Source organism: Arthrobacter sp. ISL-28 (genome assembly GCF_018613875.1).
GTDB lineage: Bacteria > Actinomycetota > Actinomycetes > Actinomycetales > Micrococcaceae > Arthrobacter.
Genome location: NZ_JAGGPJ010000009.1, coordinates 18939 through 36623, shown reverse-complemented (window position 1 = coordinate 36623; position 17685 = coordinate 18939). Strand labels below are relative to the sequence as shown.

At 61.2% G+C, this 17685-nt stretch carries 16 protein-coding genes and 1 pseudogene; 8 read left to right on the top strand and 9 right to left on the bottom strand.

Annotated features, from left to right (window positions below; genetic code table 11):
* The first annotated feature begins 511 nt into the window (after positions 1-511).
* Positions 512-1746, top strand: a pseudogene (locus J7E80_RS07765) (IS110 family transposase).
* A gap of 375 nt (positions 1747-2121) precedes the next feature.
* On the opposite strand, the gene J7E80_RS07760 reads toward J7E80_RS07765, so the two are convergent.
* Together J7E80_RS07760 and J7E80_RS07755 are read right to left on the bottom strand one after the other, a co-directional pair.
* A complete protein-coding gene (locus J7E80_RS07760) occupies positions 2122-2529 on the bottom strand; it encodes a DUF3618 domain-containing protein (protein ID WP_215050903.1) in 408 nt (135 codons plus the stop codon).
* An 858-nt stretch (positions 2530-3387) separates the two neighbouring features.
* Positions 3388-4182 (bottom strand): PRC and DUF2382 domain-containing protein, encoded by a 795-nt coding sequence (locus tag J7E80_RS07755; protein WP_215050902.1) that lies wholly within the window; start codon positions 4180-4182, stop codon positions 3388-3390.
* Between the two features lie 327 nt (positions 4183-4509).
* Between J7E80_RS07755 and J7E80_RS07750 the strand changes: the two genes are divergently transcribed.
* On the top strand, positions 4510-4686 hold the full coding sequence (locus tag J7E80_RS07750) for a CsbD family protein (RefSeq protein ID WP_215050901.1): 177 nt from the start codon (positions 4510-4512) through the stop codon (positions 4684-4686).
* A 198-nt stretch (positions 4687-4884) separates the two neighbouring features.
* Here J7E80_RS07750 and J7E80_RS07745 read toward each other — a convergent pair whose 3' ends face one another.
* The 4 genes from J7E80_RS07745 to J7E80_RS07730 all read right to left on the bottom strand — a co-directional run bounded on the left by J7E80_RS07745 (position 4885) and on the right by J7E80_RS07730 (position 7927).
* Positions 4885-5982: a YihY/virulence factor BrkB family protein gene (locus J7E80_RS07745; protein ID WP_215050900.1), complete on the bottom strand. Its 1098-nt coding sequence runs from the start codon at positions 5980-5982 to the stop codon at positions 4885-4887.
* 75 nt (positions 5983-6057) lie between these two features.
* Positions 6058-6699 carry a DUF3618 domain-containing protein gene (locus J7E80_RS07740; RefSeq protein WP_215050899.1) on the bottom strand — a complete coding sequence of 214 codons (642 nt, stop codon included), beginning with the start codon at positions 6697-6699 and terminating at the stop codon, positions 6058-6060.
* Positions 6696-7127, bottom strand: a complete 432-nt coding sequence (locus J7E80_RS07735; RefSeq protein WP_215050898.1) for a phage holin family protein — start codon at positions 7125-7127, stop codon at positions 6696-6698. Before J7E80_RS07735 ends, J7E80_RS07740 begins: the two co-directional genes overlap by 4 nt.
* Positions 7124-7927 (bottom strand): hypothetical protein, encoded by an 804-nt coding sequence (locus J7E80_RS07730; protein ID WP_215050897.1) that lies wholly within the window; start codon positions 7925-7927, stop codon positions 7124-7126. The genes J7E80_RS07735 and J7E80_RS07730 overlap by 4 nt, the downstream gene beginning before the upstream one ends.
* A gap of 385 nt (positions 7928-8312) precedes the next feature.
* On the opposite strand from J7E80_RS07730, the gene J7E80_RS07725 reads away from it, so the two are divergent.
* From J7E80_RS07725 to J7E80_RS24575, 5 genes are all read left to right on the top strand, one after another.
* The gene (locus tag J7E80_RS07725; protein ID WP_311380780.1) at positions 8313-8933 is read left to right on the top strand and encodes a MarR family transcriptional regulator; all 621 of its coding nucleotides are present in this window, start codon (positions 8313-8315) and stop codon (positions 8931-8933) included.
* A gap of 280 nt (positions 8934-9213) precedes the next feature.
* On the top strand, positions 9214-9624 hold the full coding sequence (locus J7E80_RS07720) for a phosphatase PAP2 family protein (protein WP_311380779.1): 411 nt from the start codon (positions 9214-9216) through the stop codon (positions 9622-9624).
* A gap of 584 nt (positions 9625-10208) precedes the next feature.
* Entirely contained in the window at positions 10209-10673 is a 465-nt protein-coding gene (locus J7E80_RS07715) for a hypothetical protein (protein ID WP_215050896.1), read from the top strand.
* 147 nt (positions 10674-10820) lie between these two features.
* Entirely contained in the window at positions 10821-11153 is a 333-nt protein-coding gene (locus tag J7E80_RS07710; protein WP_215050895.1) for a hypothetical protein, read from the top strand.
* A 482-nt stretch (positions 11154-11635) separates the two neighbouring features.
* Positions 11636-12088 (top strand): DUF6278 family protein, encoded by a 453-nt coding sequence (locus J7E80_RS24575; RefSeq protein ID WP_396020731.1) that lies wholly within the window; start codon positions 11636-11638, stop codon positions 12086-12088.
* A 640-nt stretch (positions 12089-12728) separates the two neighbouring features.
* Here the strand turns inward: J7E80_RS24575 and J7E80_RS07705 are convergent.
* The 3 genes from J7E80_RS07705 to J7E80_RS07695 form a co-directional block, all read right to left on the bottom strand.
* Complete coding sequence (locus J7E80_RS07705; protein WP_215050894.1) at positions 12729-13298, bottom strand: hypothetical protein; 570 nt, start codon at positions 13296-13298, stop codon at positions 12729-12731.
* Between the two features lie 1676 nt (positions 13299-14974).
* Positions 14975-15553 carry a hypothetical protein gene (locus J7E80_RS07700; protein ID WP_215050893.1) on the bottom strand — a complete coding sequence of 193 codons (579 nt, stop codon included), beginning with the start codon at positions 15551-15553 and terminating at the stop codon, positions 14975-14977.
* Positions 15554-15975: 422 nt separating this feature from the next.
* Positions 15976-16278, bottom strand: a complete 303-nt coding sequence (locus J7E80_RS07695; protein WP_215050892.1) for a hypothetical protein — start codon at positions 16276-16278, stop codon at positions 15976-15978.
* A gap of 916 nt (positions 16279-17194) precedes the next feature.
* On the opposite strand from J7E80_RS07695, the gene J7E80_RS07690 reads away from it, so the two are divergent.
* A complete protein-coding gene (locus J7E80_RS07690; RefSeq protein ID WP_215050891.1) occupies positions 17195-17671 on the top strand; it encodes a hypothetical protein in 477 nt (158 codons plus the stop codon).
* The last annotated feature ends 14 nt before the right edge of the window (positions 17672-17685 follow it).

The following is a 17685-nucleotide window of genomic DNA, read 5'->3' as shown; positions in this document are numbered from 1 at the left end:
GAAGTTGCTTTTGGAACAACTTGTGAGACAAGCAGATTACGCAAACCGGGCGGACAGTTGACTCCGACCAGGACGGGTCGTGCGAATGGGTGCAGGGAATCCGGGGCAGCCCGGGGGTACAACGAAGGCCCGCCTATGGGGGACAGGCGGGCCTTCGCAACTAAACGCTACAACGCTCTTATATAGCTATCGAATGGACGAGAGCGGAAGCAGGCGTTCCACTTCTAAGCGGCTTAGTGGCGCTGCCGCGCCGTGAACTGTGAAAATTGGGGCCCGGTTGGCTTTCCCGGCTCTGGTTTTACCGTGGTGGACCGGTGCATGATGGCGGTGTCTATCGCGGATGACGCCGGATTTCCTTGGTGCCGAGTTTGAGCCCGCTTCCAAGCGTGGTGCGAAGGACTCCACGGGAACCGTGGATTGTTGCTTCGAGCACGAGTGCTAGATTCCTGAATTTTTCCCTGTCCTTCCCGCGGTGGGCGTTCCGCCACTGAATACCGGAAGGGACAAGCCAATGGATATTGTGCACGAGCGCGCCGCCGGCATGGATATCTCCAAGCACGACGCGAAGGTCTGCGTGCGGATTCCGGGACACCAGCGCGGCCGGTTTACTTCGACGGTCACCACATGGGGATCGACCACTAACCAGATCCTCCAGCTGCGCGCTTTTCTCGAAGAGCAGCACGTCACGACGGTGGTGATGGAAGCGACCAGTGATTATTGGAAGCGTTCTACTATTTGCTGGAATCGGCCCTGCCCGTGATGCTGGTCAATGCAAAGGCCGCCAGGAACATCCCAGGACGCAAGACCGATGTCTCTGACGCGTCCTGGCTGGCCCAGCTCGGAGCCCATGGCCTGTTGAGAGCCTCCTTCGTGCCGCCGGAACCTATCCGGGAACTGCGGGATCTGACCCGTGCCCGGGCCATCGCTGTGCAGGACAGGACCCGGGAGATCCACCGCCTGGAGAAGTTTCTGGAGGGCAGCGGCATCAAGCTCTCCAGTGTCGTCAGCAACCTGACCGGCGTCTCCTCCCGGGCGATGCTGGAGGCCCTGGTTGCCGGTGAGCGCGCCCCAGAAGTGCTGGCGCAGTACGCACGGCAAAGAATGAGGTCAAAGATTCCCCAGCTGGTCGAAGCGCTCACCGGCAGGTTCGGGGAACACCAGGCGTTCATGGTCCGGGTGCACCTGGACCAGATCGATCACCACACCAGCGCCATCACCGCCTACACCGACCGCATCGAGATGGCGATTGAGCCCTTTCGTGCAGCCCGCGAGGCACTGATCACGATCCCCGGAGTCTCGGTCCTGGTTGCCGACGTGATCATCGCCGAGACCGGCGCCGACATGAGCATCTTCCCCACCTCGGCACACCTGGCCTCGTGGGCCGGCGTCTGTCCGGGCTCAAACGAGTCCGCCGGGCACATCAAATCCACCAGAACCCGGCCGGGCAACAACCATCTGAAAGCAGCCCTAGGTACCACTGCGCTGACGGCAGCCCGGCTCAAGGACACCTTCCTCTCCCAGAAATACCGGCGCATCGCCGCCCGACGAGGTCCAAAGAAGGCTCTCGTCGCGATTGAACGCATCATTCTGACCGCAACATGGAACATGCTCACCAACGGTGAGATCTACACCGACCCCGGCGCCGACTACTACCTCCGACGCGATCCTGAACAAGCGAGGAGACGAGCCATCCGACAGCTCAAAACCCTCGGCTACGACGTCAGCCTGACTCCAGCAAGCGCATAACCCATCGTTAATTTACGTACTAGGAAGTGGGACACACCGTTTCATGGCTTCCATAGCTCCGTAAAGGGTCCAGCGGGGCTAACAGACTAGGGACAAGCGAGTAGATCCAAATCGGCAGCTGAGGGGATGTGGGCACCGGCTGGCCGGCAGGGTTAGGCCGCGTCCGTCCACGCCTTATCTGCAGTGAAGCCATCAGGAAAATGAAGGATAGCCGAAATCCAAGAACCTCGGTGCGGCGTCCGTTCAAGGCTTGAACAAGGCGATGTGCGGTCGGCGGTCGCGTCGTACTTCGTTAGTCACAGGACCCACCGCGGACCGGGCCGCTACCGATCACGGACACCTGCGGGACGCCGTTCCTCCGTCGTCGAACTTGTGTCAGGGGATTAGCGCATCGCCTGCAGCTGGTCTCCTGCGCGTGGTGCGCCAGATGATGGTGGAGATGAGCGCCCCGGCAACCGCGCATGCTCCGGTAATCAGGGCCTGGCTCTGCTGCCTGTTTTCCGCTTGGTAGGTTCTGGCCTGGCGGGCGAGCTGGTCCAGCCTGGCCCGGCTGGACGCCATAGCCGCTGCGGCCTGTTCTTTGCCCGAGGCGAGCCTGCTCGTGGCCTGGTTTTTCAGGGACGCGGCTTTCTTTTTGGCCTGTGCCTTGACGTCGAGTTTCGCGGTGAGGGCTTCGACGGTTTCGCCGAGCTCTTCGCGGGTCTGTTCGATGTCATGTTTGATGTCCTCGATACCGGCGTCCTTGTACGGTTCCGGGTTAGGAGGGGTGACGGAGGTGCTCATTGATGTCTGCTCCTTGACCTCTTGAATGTTTGGCGGCCAATAGGCTCCCGCCGGGCACCGGCGGCCGCAAGAACGTCAGCAGGTCCGCTGGTGTTCTTGCTGCTCTTCAAGGCCTGGTGTTCGGGTTGCGGTGCGTGGAGAACCTGTCGGGGACATTTCGCCCATCATCCAGGTCTGTGTCTGCGCGGGTAATGATGTGGTTCGTTTAGATGGCGGACTGGGTGGCGGCAGGATCGTTGGGGACCGCTCCGCTCTCAGGTGTCTGTCGTTGGAGGCTCGACTGAGGCTTCCCCGCCTGGGCGAAAGGCGCGCCAGAGGGTGGCACAAAGCGCCGCAGCTGCCGCGATTCCGGCAATCCACCACGGCTTCCGGGATGGCTTTTCAGACCGGGCCAACTCCGCGCCGAGGTCTGGAGCGGGAGGGGCAGCCTTCGCTGTGATCCGGGTTATCCGCTCATGGACTCGGGGAGTCACGACCCCAACTCCGCCGGCGAGTTCGTCGGCAATCGTGCGCAGGCTTGCTTGAATCCGCGGAGACGCTGCCTCGAGGCCGCTGTCGATCCCGGTCAATGCCCGGTGTAAGGCAGCTTCGATTCCGGGTGTAGCCCACTCCCTGCCCTTGGCCAGATGGGTGAGGAGATTTTCTTGGAGATGGTGGGCGCGAGCGGTGGGGACGGTTTTTTGTGACGTATGCACGGTTTCCTCCAGAGGGTGGGTGTTCAACGGAAAAGCTGATGTTTCCCTACAAAACAGTCTTGCTCTGCAGAGATGTGCGAGGCGCTGGAAGGGGTTTCCCTTTGCGGGCACCGGGGCCCCGGGCAGAGGCCCTGGCCCCGGTGCCCGCGATCGGGGGGGGCTGTTATCGGCGGGTTTCGCCGGTGTCGGTGTCGATGTTTTCCTTGCGGACTTCCTCCTGGACGGTGACGTCATCGGTCACGGTGTCCTTGTCGAGGCGGACGCGTTCGACCGGGACGGTTTCCTTCTCCACGACGGGGCGTTCCTCATGCAGGGTGACCTCGTGTTCGTCCTCGGTCATGTCCGGTCCGGACATCGCGGCGCCGCGGTTCTCCTCGGTGATGGGTTCGCGTTCGAGCCGGACTTCCTCACGTTCCACCGGGACGGTCTGGGTGACGTTTTCGGTGGTGACGTACTTGCGCAGCCGCGCCCTGCCCGTGGCCTGCTGCTCGGTGCCGACCCGGAGGCGCTCCTCCGAGCGGGTCATCGCATCATCGGTCCCGCCGGCAGAGGTGTCCCTGCCCATCGTTCCGGTCGTTTCCCTGGACGCGTACGTGTCGGTCCTGCCGGTGTCGCGGGTGGTGTCGGTGTAGGTGGTGCCTCCGCCGAGACCGTAGTGCTCGTAAAGGCGGTCTTCCTCGCCCGGTTCCAGGTGGCCGTCCTCGGCGACCCTGGGTGCGTCCTTGACCTGGTCCTTGGTGTACGGGACGAGGATGTCGTTGCCTTCGATGCGTGCGCCTTCGAGCGGGACGAACGATTCGGACGTGCCGAACAGCCCGGTCTTGACGGTCACGAAGGTGGGTTCGCCGCTGTTGTCGTCGGCGTAGACCTGGCCGATGGAACCGATCTTGTCCCCGTCGGTGGTCAGGACGTTACCGCCGGCGTTGAGCACACCGTCAATGTTTTCCCTGGTGAACATGATGTCTCTCCCTTGGATCTTGTTTTCGGTTCGTTGAACTTAGCTATGGGTTTCTTCGTATAGGGGGGGCCGTGCGGTGATGGCTGCGCCGTACCGGTGCGGGTGTCACCACCGGGGGTGTGATGTGAGGGCATTCTGGACTCCGTGAAAGGGGGGCTGCGGGCCGGACCCGCGGCGGAAGCCCTCTGACGGGCCTTCCATACTTATCCATAAGCATACTTACTATTCGGTGTCTGGCACCGGCGAATTTTCGGTGGTGGTCGCTAGGATGGAAGTGTCAGCCGCCGGCGGCAGGCCGGCGGGGCGCGAACCGTAGGGAGAAACACCATGGGTTTGGATGACAAGATTAAGAACGCCGCAGACGAGCTGAGCGGCAAGGGCAAAGAAACCGCTGGCGAAGCGACCGGCGATGAGGGTCTCAGGGCCGAGGGTAAGGGCGACCAGGCCAAGTCGGATCTGAAGCAGGCCGGCGAAAAGATCAAGGACGTCTTCAAGAAGGACTGACCGCAACAGCCAGTGAGATCAGTGAACGACACTCTGCATAAATGAATGGGTGCAGCCGCGCCGGGAGCTGCACCCATTTTTCTTCATCCTCCCGTACGGTTTTCCGAAGCCGTGGACCACACTGCCGTCCATGGATAGGGACGTCCAGCCGGGACGGTCGCGGTGCAGGTTGCAGGGGCCCGACTGTGCCGTGCGTGATCACTGTCGCCGGTTCCGGCCGTCTGGCATGTCCTTGTCCTGGCTGTGCTGCTCGCGGATTTCGCGGCCTTGCCGGATTTCTTCCTCTTCCTTCTCCTGGAGTTTGTCGCTCTTCTTGGTGTCGCGGGGCGGCAGCTGGATGGTTTCCTCCGCCTCGATACCGGCCTGGAGTTGGCGCCCACGCTCCATCTCGGCGTCGAACTCGGCACCAAACAACAGGGACATGTTCAGGATCCAGAGCCACAGGAGCATGACGATCACGCCGCCGATTGCCCCGTAGGTCTTGTTGTAGTTGCCGAAGTTGGCCACGTAGAAACCAAATCCCAGCGAGGCCAGCACGAAGATCATCAAGGCAATGAAGGAGCCGATGCTCATCCAGCGGAACTTGGGCTGTTGGACGTTGGGGGTGGCGTAGTAGAGGATCGCTATGACCGCGATGACCAGCAGGATGATGACCGGCCACTTTGCAATGTTCCAGACGGTCAGGAACACCCCGCCCAGTCCGAGGACGCCCCCCACGGCTTCGGCGACCGGGCCGCTGATAACCAGCATGGCCGCGAGCAACGCGACAATGACCACGGACAGGACCGTCACGCCGAGCATGGTTCCGCGGAGTTTGATGAAGCCGCGGCCCTCGTCGACTTCGTAAACCCGGTTCATGGCCCGGCCGAACCCATTCACGTAGCCGGAAGCGGACCACAGGGCTGTGGCGAGGCCTATGACCAGAGTGAAGCCGGCCGCCGGTGACGTGGTCAGTTCCCGGATGGGTTCGCGGATCATGTCCGTGGTGGTGCCGGGGGCGATTCCCTGCACGATGTCCAGGAGTGCCGCCGTCGTTTTTTCCGCCTGGCCAAAGATCCCCAGGAGCGAAACCAGTGCGAGCAACGCCGGGAAAAGCGAGAGGACAGCATAGTAGGTGAGGCCGGCGGCAAGGTCCGGGCAGTGGTCCTGGCTGAACTCCCGGAGCGTTTTCTTGGCGATGTACATCCAGGACGGTTTGGTGACATCCGTTGGGCTGCCGGGTTTGCGCTCATCGTCCGGGGCGGGCGCCCTGGACGCCTTGGCCGTGCTGGTTTCCGGGGCCTCCTTTTCGGACACGTGACCCATCCTTTCCGGGGCTGTGCAGCGGACCGGGCGTCCCTCCCCGGGAAGTTGCCCGCCCACACATTCGTGTCAGGTGTTCTGGACGTGGTCCTTCGCGTCCGCGGCGCTGGTCTTGACGTCGGAAACGGCGGCCTGGCCCTCTCCCTTGACGTGCTCCGCGGCGTCGGCGGCGGTGGTCTTGACGTTCTCCATGGCTTCCTGGGCGGGTTCCTTCAGGCCCTCGGCCATGTCTTTGGCGGCGTCGGTCAGCTGGGTGGTGACCGGTTCCGCGGCTGTCTTCAGGGCGTCGGCGGCTTCGCGCTCCTTCTCGCTCGGCGGGATCAGGGAGGAGACGAGCAAGCCGGTACCGAAGGCGATCAGTCCGGCGGCGAGGGGGTTGCCCTGGGTTTTGGCGGCGGCCTTATGCGGGGCTTCGGAGATCGCTTCGCCGGCGTCGTGCATGGTGGAACTGACTGCCGAGCCGGCATCGCTGATGGCGGATCCGGCGGTGCCGGTGGTTGAGTGGACCTTGGAGGTGGCGCGGTCCGCGGTGCCCATGACTTTCTCCTTCACTCCGAAGACGGCGTCCCTGACCTTGTGCTTGGCCTTGTCGGTCTGCCGGTGGACGACGTTGGACGGGGTTACCTTGTCGGCGACCGCGTCCACGTTGGTGCCCAGGCGTGCCCGGGTGGCTTCGATGTCGGCGCGGATGGCGTCCGGGTTTTCACTCATCGGTGGTCTCCATTGGGTTTCAGGGTGGGCGGGATTTCCTGGACGGTTTCGACGGTCTGGGGCATGCCCTTGATGGCTTTGAGTTCCTTGCGGCCCACCGATGCCAGGATGGCGGCGATGATGGCCCAGATCACGGCCACCACGACGGCGGACCAGCCCAGCCCGATCAGGGTGCCCAGCGCCCACCACAGGGCCACGGACAGGAAGGCCAGCACGAAGTGCCCGGCCACGCCGGCGCCAGCGAGCATGCCGCCGCCCTTGCCGGCCCTCGTCGCGGACTGTTTCGCTTCGGCCTTGGCAAGCTCCAGCTCCTGACGCATCAGCGTGGAAAGATCCCGGGTGACATCACCCAAGAGCTCCCCGAGGGAATTCGTGTCCGCCTTGGCATGCGCGGCCGTCGGAGGTGTCTCCGGTACCTGGCTGCTCACAGCTGACGTCCTTCACCCTCAACATACGGTTCATCGGGATCGCGCAGCGGCGCGCCCGCCGACCCGGGAGCGGCGAATCCGGGCCGCGCTGGCTCACCATAGACGGTCTCGCCGTAATCGGGAGCGCTGATCGTGGTTTCGTCGTAGAACGGCCCACCGGTTCCCGCTGCAAGGGTGCTTTCCGCCGCCAGCGGGGACTGGACGGGCTGCGCGGGCACGGTTGTGCCGGTTTCCGAAGTGGCGGCCGGGGCGCCTGCCTGAAGACTGCGGCCCAGCCGGCCGGCAAGTACGCCGGCACCGGCTGCGAGGAGCAGGAACGCGCCGGGACGTTGACGCGCGAAGGTCTTGACCTCGTCCAGCAGCGAGCCCGGATCCCTGTTCTCCAGCCAGGATGCGACGGACTGGGAGCGGTCCGCGGCCTGGCGGATCAGGTCGGAGGCGACACCTTGCTGGTCGGGTGCTTCCGCCATGGTGCGCAGCTGCGAGGAGATGTTGCGGATCCCTTCGGCGGCCTTCTGCTGCTGAATGCCTGCCTGGCTCGTCAGACCGGATTTTGCCTGATGAAGGAGATCCTCGGCGTTTGTCTTCACCTCGGAAGCGACGTTGGCAGCCTCGGCCTTGGCCGTCCCGGCCACGTTCTGAGCGGCGCCGGCGGCCTGGCCAGCCACATTCGCCGCTTCTTCCTTGGCGACGTCCTTTTTGGAACCCCCCGACTCAACGGAGAGTCCCGGCGTTCCTGCGCTCCGGTACTGGTCACTGGTGGTCGGCGGCGCAGCCTCGGGCCATTGGTTCTCAGTCATCGTTGCTCTCTTTCAGGAAGGGTCAGCTGGCGATCGAGAACCAGCAAACGGCCGGGTTCGATTAGTAAGCAGGATTACTAACTGAATCGTAAGCACACTTGCTATCTGGTGCGCAAGGACAAATTGGGAGGAAATGCCGCCGCAGTTCCCGCCAGGAGTTTCGGGAGGTGCCCGCGTGCAGTTTCCGAGCCGCCGGACAAGCGTTCATTCCCTTGACGCTTCAAGCTCAGGCGGGGAACCGGCAATCTGCGCAGGCGGGCGCCGGGCAGGCTTTTGGTCGAACCCGCACGGCTAGCTGCGACCAGGCGCGGATTACTAAGCATACTTGCCAACGGGATGCTAAGCAGGCTTATCGTAGTGGGAAGCAATCTCCGTCAGGGAGGCATTGTCCCGCGAAAGCGAACCGATCGCGGATGCCAAACCGCGGAACGGCATGACCGACGAAGTGACCGTTGATGAAGAAGTCGAAAAAGAACCCATCGAGACCGGTTGGGTCGAGGACAACCGACCGATGACCACCGAGCCCCAGCCGGACCTCCAGGCCAGCTACCGGCTGCTTTCCCTGGCAGCCCGTCTGGTCCAGCGCCGCCAGGACGACGCCTTGGCACCGCTTGGCCTGACGCGGGCCGCCGTCATAGCTCTCGATGGAATCGCTACCGGCCCGCGGAACCAGGAACAGCTTGCCGCCATAGTGCACGTGAAAAGCCAGACCCTCGGGAAGGTCCTGACCCGGCTCCAGGACCGAGGACTCCTCACAAGGACACGGCACCCTTCGGACCGGCGCCAACTCATTGTCGAGTTAACCAGTGCAGGGGAGGCGGCCTTGGCTGCTGCCCGCAAGGCAGAGATCGACGCCTTTCCGGCTGACATGGACCCCGAAAACTGGAGAATCCTTCAGGAAGAACTCGCCAAGTTCGTCGCCTCCCTTCACACTCCGCATGGGGCCTCCGAAACATCCTCGGAGCCAACCCGCCTACCTGGGGTGCCGGGAACCGGGACACCGTGAAAGCGCGCCGCGTCGCAGTCTCACAGGGGAAGAGCGTGCGACAACACACGACGTCAGACTCATGAGCCACCGTGCGCCGGTGACCTGAGGTCAACCGGCGAGGCGGGCCGTGATGAAACGTAAGCAGGCCGGTCACATGGCGGGAACCCTCCGGAAAGCCGGGAAAACTGTTTGGGCTGGACCGGGCGGTGGTCGACCGTGTCAGCCGTCTCCCAAGCCGGCGCCGCCGACGATGCGTTGCAGAGGTTGTCTTGGGCCGCAAATTACAGCAAGCTCTGGTTTGCGGCAGCAGCGGCGATGGCGCTGCGAAACGGCCGGCCACGCCGGCCTGGGCCTGATCGCGCTTGCTCTGGCTTCGGGCACGAACGCGGTGTTCAAGACGCTGCTGCCTTCGCGGCCGCGACCCGAGCAGCTGTCTTTCCTGCGATTCGGGCCTCCGGAATCCGGCAGTTCCTCCCTGCCGTCGGGGCATTCGGCGTCCGCGGCGGCTTTTGCCACGGGTGTCGCCCTGGTGAGTCCGGGACTGGGCGCCGCCGTCATTCCCGTCGCCGCGGGCGTCGGATATTCCCGCGTGCACATCGGCGCGCACTGGCCCTCCGATGTCGTCCTTGGGTCTGCACTGGGAATCGGCGCAGCGCTGCTGACCAAAAAGTTGTGGCCAGGCCTCCAGTCGTGCCCACGTGCCGATTGATGCTTTTGGCGGCAGCGGCTCCCGGACCTTTTGGAGGTTGACCGGCCAGAAGTCCAGCCGCACCCTAGGAGGCGTGCGGTGGGACGCCCCCGATGGCCTCCACCTCCAAGGAAATGGGACATCTGAAGGGCGTAGGGGTGGGCCAGTGCTGTGAGTGACGATGGCTACGGCGGTTCACACTCAACGCCCGCGGCCGAACGGGAAAATGACAGCGGGATCGGGGAGTGTCCCAATTGGACTGTCCCGGTTCCAAGGAAATGGAACAGGAACACTTAGCTCGCTGAGTGGGCCGTACAGTGTCCCTTCATCGGACGAGTCACCGGACCGGTCTTACGGGGCGTTATTTGGACTGACACTCCGACATGCAGGTCGGACGGGGCACTTCCCGATGCGGGACCCTCTTTCGGGACGCTATGCGGACAGGCCTCTTTCGGACTTTTTTGCATGGTGCGGCGCGAAAAAATCTTGCCCCTGCAGTCGCAAACAGGGTTTAGCCCTCTGCCCTTCTCCTGGGCAGAACCTGCAGTAGTACCCTGCACAGCGACACGGTAGTGCGCTGAAGCCCCGAGGTGAGACAGTGAAGCATGGCAGCCGCAAACGACAACTCAACCTCCCGTTATGCCCAGCGGCACCGCACTTGGGATGAGTTGCCGCCCAAGCGCAGACGCTTCTACTTCTGGCTGTTTTTGTTGCTCTTTCTTCTCGGTCCGGTAGGTCGCATACCACTCGAGATGGCCGGTGCATCTTCCTTCTTGGCGGCCATGATCATTCTCGGGTTGACCGTTGTGATCTTGATTCCCCTGGGCTGGCAGGCCTGGAAGGAATTGCAGCAGCGGCGCGCCAGCGGTGAGGAGCTTCCTCCACGGCCAGTAAAAGGGAGGACTGTGGCGGCGTGGCTGGTAGCCACACTTCTCTTCTGGGGTGCAGTGGCCTTCGTTGCCACTGGGTCAGGGGGCCCGTTCTTTCCACTTCTCCCCATATTGTGCACTCTTGTGGCCGGGAGAAGATTAATGCAATGGCGGCGCCAGAAGACTAATTCTGCCAACTGAAGCTCATGCCGCCGATCATGCGGCGCGGGTTCCAAACTTAGTCCGGTGATTGCCGGTCCGAATAATGAGGGAGTTGCTATGTCAGACCTGAGACCAAAGGGCAATGCGAACCCGCTATTTTCACGTTCGGAAACTTGGCTTACATCCATGAGCCCAGAGGACGTTAGAAGCAGGATTCTAAAAGCCTTCAGTGATAGGCGCTATAAGGTCACGACGAGTGGCTCCAAACTTGAAATCATGACCGGATCGAAGACGTTGTATAAGCTCTGGGGCGAGCTTATACCGTGGGGAAAGAATAACGTTCCGGTAGGTCTCATGCTGGCTGTTAGCCCAACTGCGCAAGGCGCCGAGGTGGAGGCATTCGCCTATGACAGATTCGGGTGGAGGATCACTGACAAAACGTTCTTCGGGGCGGACAAGAATTTCGAGGTGGAGATGGACCATCTGATCCAGATAGCTCGATCCGCTTCCAGAGCTTAGACCGGATCCTCACGTAGTCGGGTAGAGACGTCCGAGCGGGACCAACTGTTCGCTCCCGCCCTCAGGAGATGTCCCGCAGCACGTCGGTGTTGGTGCGGTCGCAGGGCTTCATCATGTGCCGATGAACTAATACGCGAACAGGAAGGCAGAGACAATGACATCTAATAGCCGGCATGCGCGGGACGGTATCAAGATTGTGTCTAGGTGGTTTCTGTACTCAACGCCAGTGTTTGTGGCCCTCCTCCTAATTCTGGCGCAGTGGATCGGTTGGGGGTATGCGGCGGCGATCGTCCTAGTGCTTGCTTTGACCATTGACATCCCGGTGGTGCTCTCCGCGCGAAAGCGGAGGGATGGCAACTGAGTATCCGGAATCCTGACTAGGTCCGGGCAGACAAAGGTTCTCTACACGACACGAGCCCGCTCAAGGTTCGGCTCCCGGCAATCCGACCAACGATAATGGGGTGTGTGCTTAGGATGACCACATGAGCATCCCTGAGGATCCCAACGAACCTCTGCAGAAATTGCCAGCGGGAATGCCGAGAAGGTACGCAGAATATAAGCCAGTCACGTCGGATGCCGTGGTACCCCCACCGACTAACGTCGGCGGATACGACGCACTCCTCAGCTATTTCCAAGAGCGAGGTCAAACGCTGCCACGCACAGCAGAAAGCCTCGCCACTCTTGATCAAGCCATCAATGATGGTTTAGCGGCCGAGCTTGCCCCCCCTATCGGCATGTTCTACGGAGACGTCCTAACGCACACAGTTCCGGGGGCCCACTGGGAAGTAGTCGAGGAGGGATACCCGCTGGTTCGTATCACCAGGAAGTCTGCCGTCGACGTCGTCCGAGTCGCGCTACGGCGCCTGGCTACGCCGATTCCCACCCTCGAACAAAACTATGCCCACGTTCTAGAACTCGTCAGGCAAGAACCGTAGAAGGTTCGGCCAAGGACCAGACAGCCCAGTTACGGCTAGATTCCAACCTGGAATCGGCCAGCGGTTGGGGAGCCCACTGAAGGCGAAGGAATCGCTTTATCTACCGCCGAGCATTCGTATGACCTCGACGGGCGGCTTGGGCGTGGGGCGGTCCTCGGAGACGGCCACCCAAACGATGCCGTGCTGATCTTGCCGATGCCTGGCGGTACCAATCGGCTCGGCGAGAGTGCCCGCCACGTCACGGGCGAAGCCCTCAATGGTGCCGTCTGCTGAGTTTGCATGAAACTCTAACCTGCAGCCAAGGGTCATCATGGGGTCGATACTCCGGCACTATACGACGCATGCGCTGGCCGGTCCGTCCTGCCATGCGCCGACGATTTGCACGTCCTCAGCCCAGTAAAGGTTGACTGCCTGGATGACGTATCGAGCTAGGTCCCCAACGGAATCGTTAGGATCAGCTCGGTGGTTACGCATAGGCCGAGCCTACGTGCCTGAACGAATTTGATGAAAGCCTCCGACTCAGTCAGCAGGCTATCGAATGTCGCAGAGGGTTCCCGCAGCGGGGACAGTGCTAGAGCCCAGGCTGGTTTCGTCTTCGAAGGAGTCTCGCAGCTGACCGGCTAGGGCAGGACCACTTCGACTAGCCCAGGCTGTACTCCCGGGCGAGACGGAAGGCCGGCGAGAACTCACTGTTAATCGGATCGCCGTTTGGCGCCGGCGAGGATGGAGCATGACGGAGAGCTCCACGAGAGCGGAGGTAATTCACGCGTTCTTCGACTATCCGAAGTAGGTCCGCTGCGTTGGCCAGATCGCTACTTTTCAACTCGATGTATGGGAGGTCGCCTTCCTCGTAGGAGTACTCGATGCCACGCGCGTCAACGACCAGAGTGAACTCGCCATGGATGAACATCTCAGCCACGCCTTCAAGTGTTTCCCGGTCATTGAAGAAGTGAACTGCTCCTTCCTCGTCGACGGCCAGTACGGGGTAGGAAATAAGCACCGGCACCGGGCTGTCCCCGGTCCGACGGCTCGTGATTCCTTGCCAGCGACTCAGCGCCTGTGCCAGGACTGATTCGTACTGGCTGCGGGCGAACGTGATGGTGCGAGGACCCGGAACTGGCTTGACGTCATCGGCGTCGCCGGTGTCATCCTGCCAGCCGGCTTCCGCCCAGATGACGGTGTTTTCTGTTCGGCGGACTTCAACGCTCAACGCTCCGCATCCTGCTTCCAGGCAGCCAGGACATACCAGCAATGCAACCCGCCCGCCCCTGAAATCGGGTTCCGCAAGTCCCAAGAGACGTTGTACCTTAGCCAGGGCATGATCGGGGTTGTCTGTTCTAAGGGCCGTTCCCTCCGCCGGTGGCATTGCTTGATCCAAGTCAAAGACATCCGACAGGATCTGTCCGTCAACCAGGATCTCCTGCACGGATGATGACCGCGGCTCGAGGTGCCAAAAACGTGGAAACTGACGGACAGACCAGTACCGGACCACGTCCCGGAGTTCTAGCGTCGAAAGAATACCATCCATGATCGCAATTATGGCCGCAAGCCTCTCAAAGGCTCGGCAGATGACCCGATAGACGTTCGGCTTCAGGGCATCGGGCCGGCCCCTGTAGGCCCGTCAGAACCAGCGCCAGACGTCCCTCATGAGCCAAACCAAGAAGGCGGCAACGGCGAAGGGTGGTATCAAGTACACCACCCAGTTGTCGCGCATACGCCGCTTCGCCATGTCTGCTCCCTTCCGCTACAAAATCAGTCTACGAGTCCAATAACTGCCCATGCAGTAGGGGGCTTCATCAGCGAAACCATGAAGGCCATCTAGCCACGATTTCTTGTCCCGTTCGAGGTTGGGTGGTTGGTGATGCAGCGGCATCGGTCTATGGATGTGTGGCGCCGTACATTTAGATAGCTTCCTCTCCCCAAAGGCGTAGGACGCTGCATTAATCTTCTATCGAAATGAGTCGAATAGGATGAAACCGAGCAGCCAAACATTAGTCATACTTGCTGCAGGAGTAGCTTTCCTCAGCGTGGGAATCTGGTGGCTCTATCTCCCTGGCATGTACAACGGCGCGATCGTCTTGTTGTTCGCCGGCGCGGCATTTATCATCGGCGGCCTCATAAAGCTCAGGAAAGACACCCGGAGATAAAGCTAGGTTTGGACATACAAGGAGCGCGCAAGGTTTTATGCCCTCGGCGGGTCGCTGCCACTTCTCGGCTTCCTGGGGGTGGTGCGGCTGCTTGTGAACGCTGTCAGCACACTGCAGGCTGTGTCATAGTGACCAGCTAGCGGCATCGAGCTGAAGGGGTGGGCAGCATTGCGCGGACAGTGGCGGGCGTTGCTGGTCTTTATGCTCATAGCGCTGCTCTGGTACGCGGCCGTCCGGCAATTCGATTACGGCATGATAATCCGAAATGCCGACGATTCGTTCCTGTGTTTGGCGGAACGCCCGGCAAGTTCTGTCTACACACCTGAAGGCGGCCGGTATGGTCTGCCGCGTAGTACCTATGCGTGGGTCCCGTTGGGTATTGAGTGTTCGTACAGGATGAATGACGGCAGCTCTTCTACGTCTTTTCACCTCAGATATGCCGCGTTTATCCTGGCGACGCCTCCCATGCTCATCGCCTTGGCCTGGTGCGTGTGGCTTTTCGTCAAAGAAATCCGAGACAGCCGGGAAGGACTGCCTGAGCAAGGGGGTTGGAGGGCTTAGATGAGGGGAAAGTATCAGCTGTGTCCCGATCAGGGGGAGCTGGGTCCCGATCAGGGTTCCTCCGTTGGACCCTCTTTTGGGACGTTATGCGGACGAGCCTCTTACGGGACGTGTGCGGAAGGAATCGTCACTTGGCCTGGGATCAGAGTTGAGGGTTATCCTCCGCCTGCGGCTACCGCTATTCAGGCGGGCTGTTTAGCAGTTGTGGTTCACTGCCGGCCGTGGCACCGGGTGGTCCCTGCCACATCTTTATGAAACGTGGCAGGCTCTTGCCTCGTTCTGATCGCGATGACAGGACAGACACCGGCGATGGTGGCTCCTTCCAGAACTGGACTAGGTGACGCTCAACTGGCGACTCCACGACATCATCAAAGGCGGTGTCGCGGCCGGTGGCGTGAAGCCGGACGCGGTATGTGCCCTTCTCCTCGCCCTCAATGGTCCCTACATCCCTCCTGGCCCGGCCCGTGGGCTCGTTGAAGTACGCCTTGCCTTCAGGGAACGTCAGGGACAACTCATGGATGTCCTCCCAGGCAGTCCCGTTAATCTCCGGTCTCTCGCTGAGGACCTCGATAACCAAGTCGACTGGCCCCACAGCGACGCCGGTGTAAATCAGTGGAACCATCAAGGGAGTTTCCTGCCTCTCACCACGCATCGCCGCCTGCAGGGCGGCTGCGGGATCTGGCGGAGGAAAGGGCTCCACGACGAAGTCCACGACATGCTCGAATGCCTTGATCACGAAAGTTGCTGATTCAATCAAACTGCCACTGCCTCTCATTGGATGTCGTTGAGACGACCTACTGAGGGTCCCCTGTGAACCCCTACCGGTGCGCTTCGCTTCTGCACGATAATTCGTCTATCCGGGCGAAGAGATCCATATTTCTCCGCCCGTGAGAGTCTCAGCGAGACATTCCGCGATGCGTACCGCATCCTTTTCTGTCGACCCAGGCACAAGCCTTATCCCAAGCTGCGAAGCTGGCAGATCATTGGAAACGACTGCTCTTTCAACGCGCGAGTCCTTATCGCAGGGACTCAGCGTGTCATATCTGGGGTGAGTTGCGCCGACGTTCCAGGAGCTGTCGCTGCTGGAGGTACGACGAAACGAATCTGACGGAGAACCAGCACAGCCCACCAGAACGAGAGCTAATACCGGGCAGATAATGTTCGGAAGCTTGCTCATAACTAGTGCATCGACGCGGGCGGGTTCTCTGCACGCTCCACTGGACCCGTGGACCTGGTGTCGAGATAGCGCATGACCAGCGCCGCTGCGACAAGGGCAGCTGAGAAGGGCATGCACGCCACGGTAGCGAGCAAGTACATCTGCGTGAGGACCACAAAGAATGCGTTGGACCCGTTGAAAGACACCACACCAAAGTTTTGCAGGAAGAGGTTCGAGAAAATCATGGCAAGCGCGCCAAACACACCCACGGCGATGCCGGCGCGGAGTGTTCTCGCGTACAGCGAAGGTTTACGTCTCTGCTCCATTTTGTCCCCCTGGCGTTCGATAGTGCCTGAAATTTCAGCTAAGCACGGAGTGAGCGGAGCCACAACAGTCGCGCCGGCCGCCTCATCCGAGCCGTTCTCGATTTCTTTGAATCCGTCTTCGTTCACATCCGGGGTCAGGGTCGCACTACTAACGAGTGCTTTCGTGGGCACCAGCGTAGCCCTCTAACAGACGGTCTGTGACGGCATCGCCGCACGCGGTCAACTCGTCTCGTCCCCTGCCACGTTCAGCGTTCCTCTGCCGTGCGTCCCCGTTAGCTACGGGATCGGCAATGAGCGATCCGGGCCGTTAACTCGAATTGCCCCTAGCGCCCAGTAATGAGGCCGTAAATAGCGAATCCGGCTCCAAGGAGAATCCAGGAAGCTGCGATCAAACGTACTCTTGGTATCTCACGTTGCGTCCACCACGCTATGTCCGCGCTTGAGGAGAACCATCTCCGTATGATCGCGGCCCTCCTTGCCAGAGGCCGCGATATTGCCACGAGGAACAACCCGGCGCCAACGAGAACCAAACCGAACAACGTTGCTGGTGCCATCCTGCATCTCCTGACTTTTTCAGGCTGCTTTCGTGGGCACCAGCGTAGCCCTCTAACAGACGGTCTGTGACGGCATCGCCGCACGCGGTCAACTCGTCTCGTCCCCTGCCCCGTTCAGCGTTCCCGAACGAAACGGGCCAAACCGCCAGTCCTAACTGTGAATTAACCGCCATTCCCAACTAACAGTCACAACATTGTGCCCAACCCGGGGTGTCCCGATTCCAAGGTTGTGACACGTCGCCATCTATCGCAGCATCACGGTCTCTGCAACTCAAGACGGGTTATAACCCCCCTTGACATTGGTTTTCGAGGAAGACACAGTAAGAGAGTCAACCCGTCTTGTAACCTATCTTGGAGTTCGTATGATTATTCCGATTACCGTCCATGTCCCCGAACATCGAGTTGAGGACTTCTACATCCGCTTCGGAGAGTTCATTGCCAATGTCCACGACCCTGAAGCGCCCACCCAGTTGCCATCCGGCACTGTCCCTTCTTGGGTCGAAACAGATGAAGCTCCGGCAATCGCCGCAGCCCTGTGGAGTGAGATCTCGTTGCCGGGGCGTAGGATCCTCCACTACCTGATAGAAGCGGTCCGAGAAGAGACCGTGTACCTCCTTCCAGAGGAGCTTGCCGATTTGACCGGGCATCCGAAAGGCAAATCGGGCGTCGCAGGCATCCTCGGGGGCGTTGGAAAGGCAATTCGCCGCGCCGGCCTTCCGCTGTACACCACCCCTAGAGGCACTTCCTGGCACTACATCTGGGGTTGGGACGGTGAGCGCTACTCCATGACCCCGGAGGTTGCTCGGCTCTTGAGCGTGGCTGAAAGCAATGAGCGTTGACGGCATGGGTGCCG

Coding starts and splice junctions, on each gene's coding strand:
- J7E80_RS07760 (WP_215050903.1), bottom strand. CDS start 2,529: ATGAGCACCTCCGTCACCCCTCCTAACCCGGAACCGTACAAGGACGCC.
- J7E80_RS07755 (WP_215050902.1), bottom strand. CDS start 4,182: ATGTTCACCAGGGAAAACATTGACGGTGTGCTCAACGCCGGCGGTAAC.
- J7E80_RS07750 (WP_215050901.1), top strand. CDS start 4,510: ATGGGTTTGGATGACAAGATTAAGAACGCCGCAGACGAGCTGAGCGGC.
- J7E80_RS07740 (WP_215050899.1), bottom strand. CDS start 6,699: ATGAGTGAAAACCCGGACGCCATCCGCGCCGACATCGAAGCCACCCGG.
- J7E80_RS07730 (WP_215050897.1), bottom strand. CDS start 7,927: ATGACTGAGAACCAATGGCCCGAGGCTGCGCCGCCGACCACCAGTGAC.
- J7E80_RS07715 (WP_215050896.1), top strand. CDS start 10,209: ATGGCAGCCGCAAACGACAACTCAACCTCCCGTTATGCCCAGCGGCAC.
- J7E80_RS07710 (WP_215050895.1), top strand. CDS start 10,821: ATGAGCCCAGAGGACGTTAGAAGCAGGATTCTAAAAGCCTTCAGTGAT.
- J7E80_RS24575 (WP_396020731.1), top strand. CDS start 11,636: ATGAGCATCCCTGAGGATCCCAACGAACCTCTGCAGAAATTGCCAGCG.
- J7E80_RS07695 (WP_215050892.1), bottom strand. CDS start 16,278: ATGGAGCAGAGACGTAAACCTTCGCTGTACGCGAGAACACTCCGCGCC.
- J7E80_RS07690 (WP_215050891.1), top strand. CDS start 17,195: ATGATTATTCCGATTACCGTCCATGTCCCCGAACATCGAGTTGAGGAC.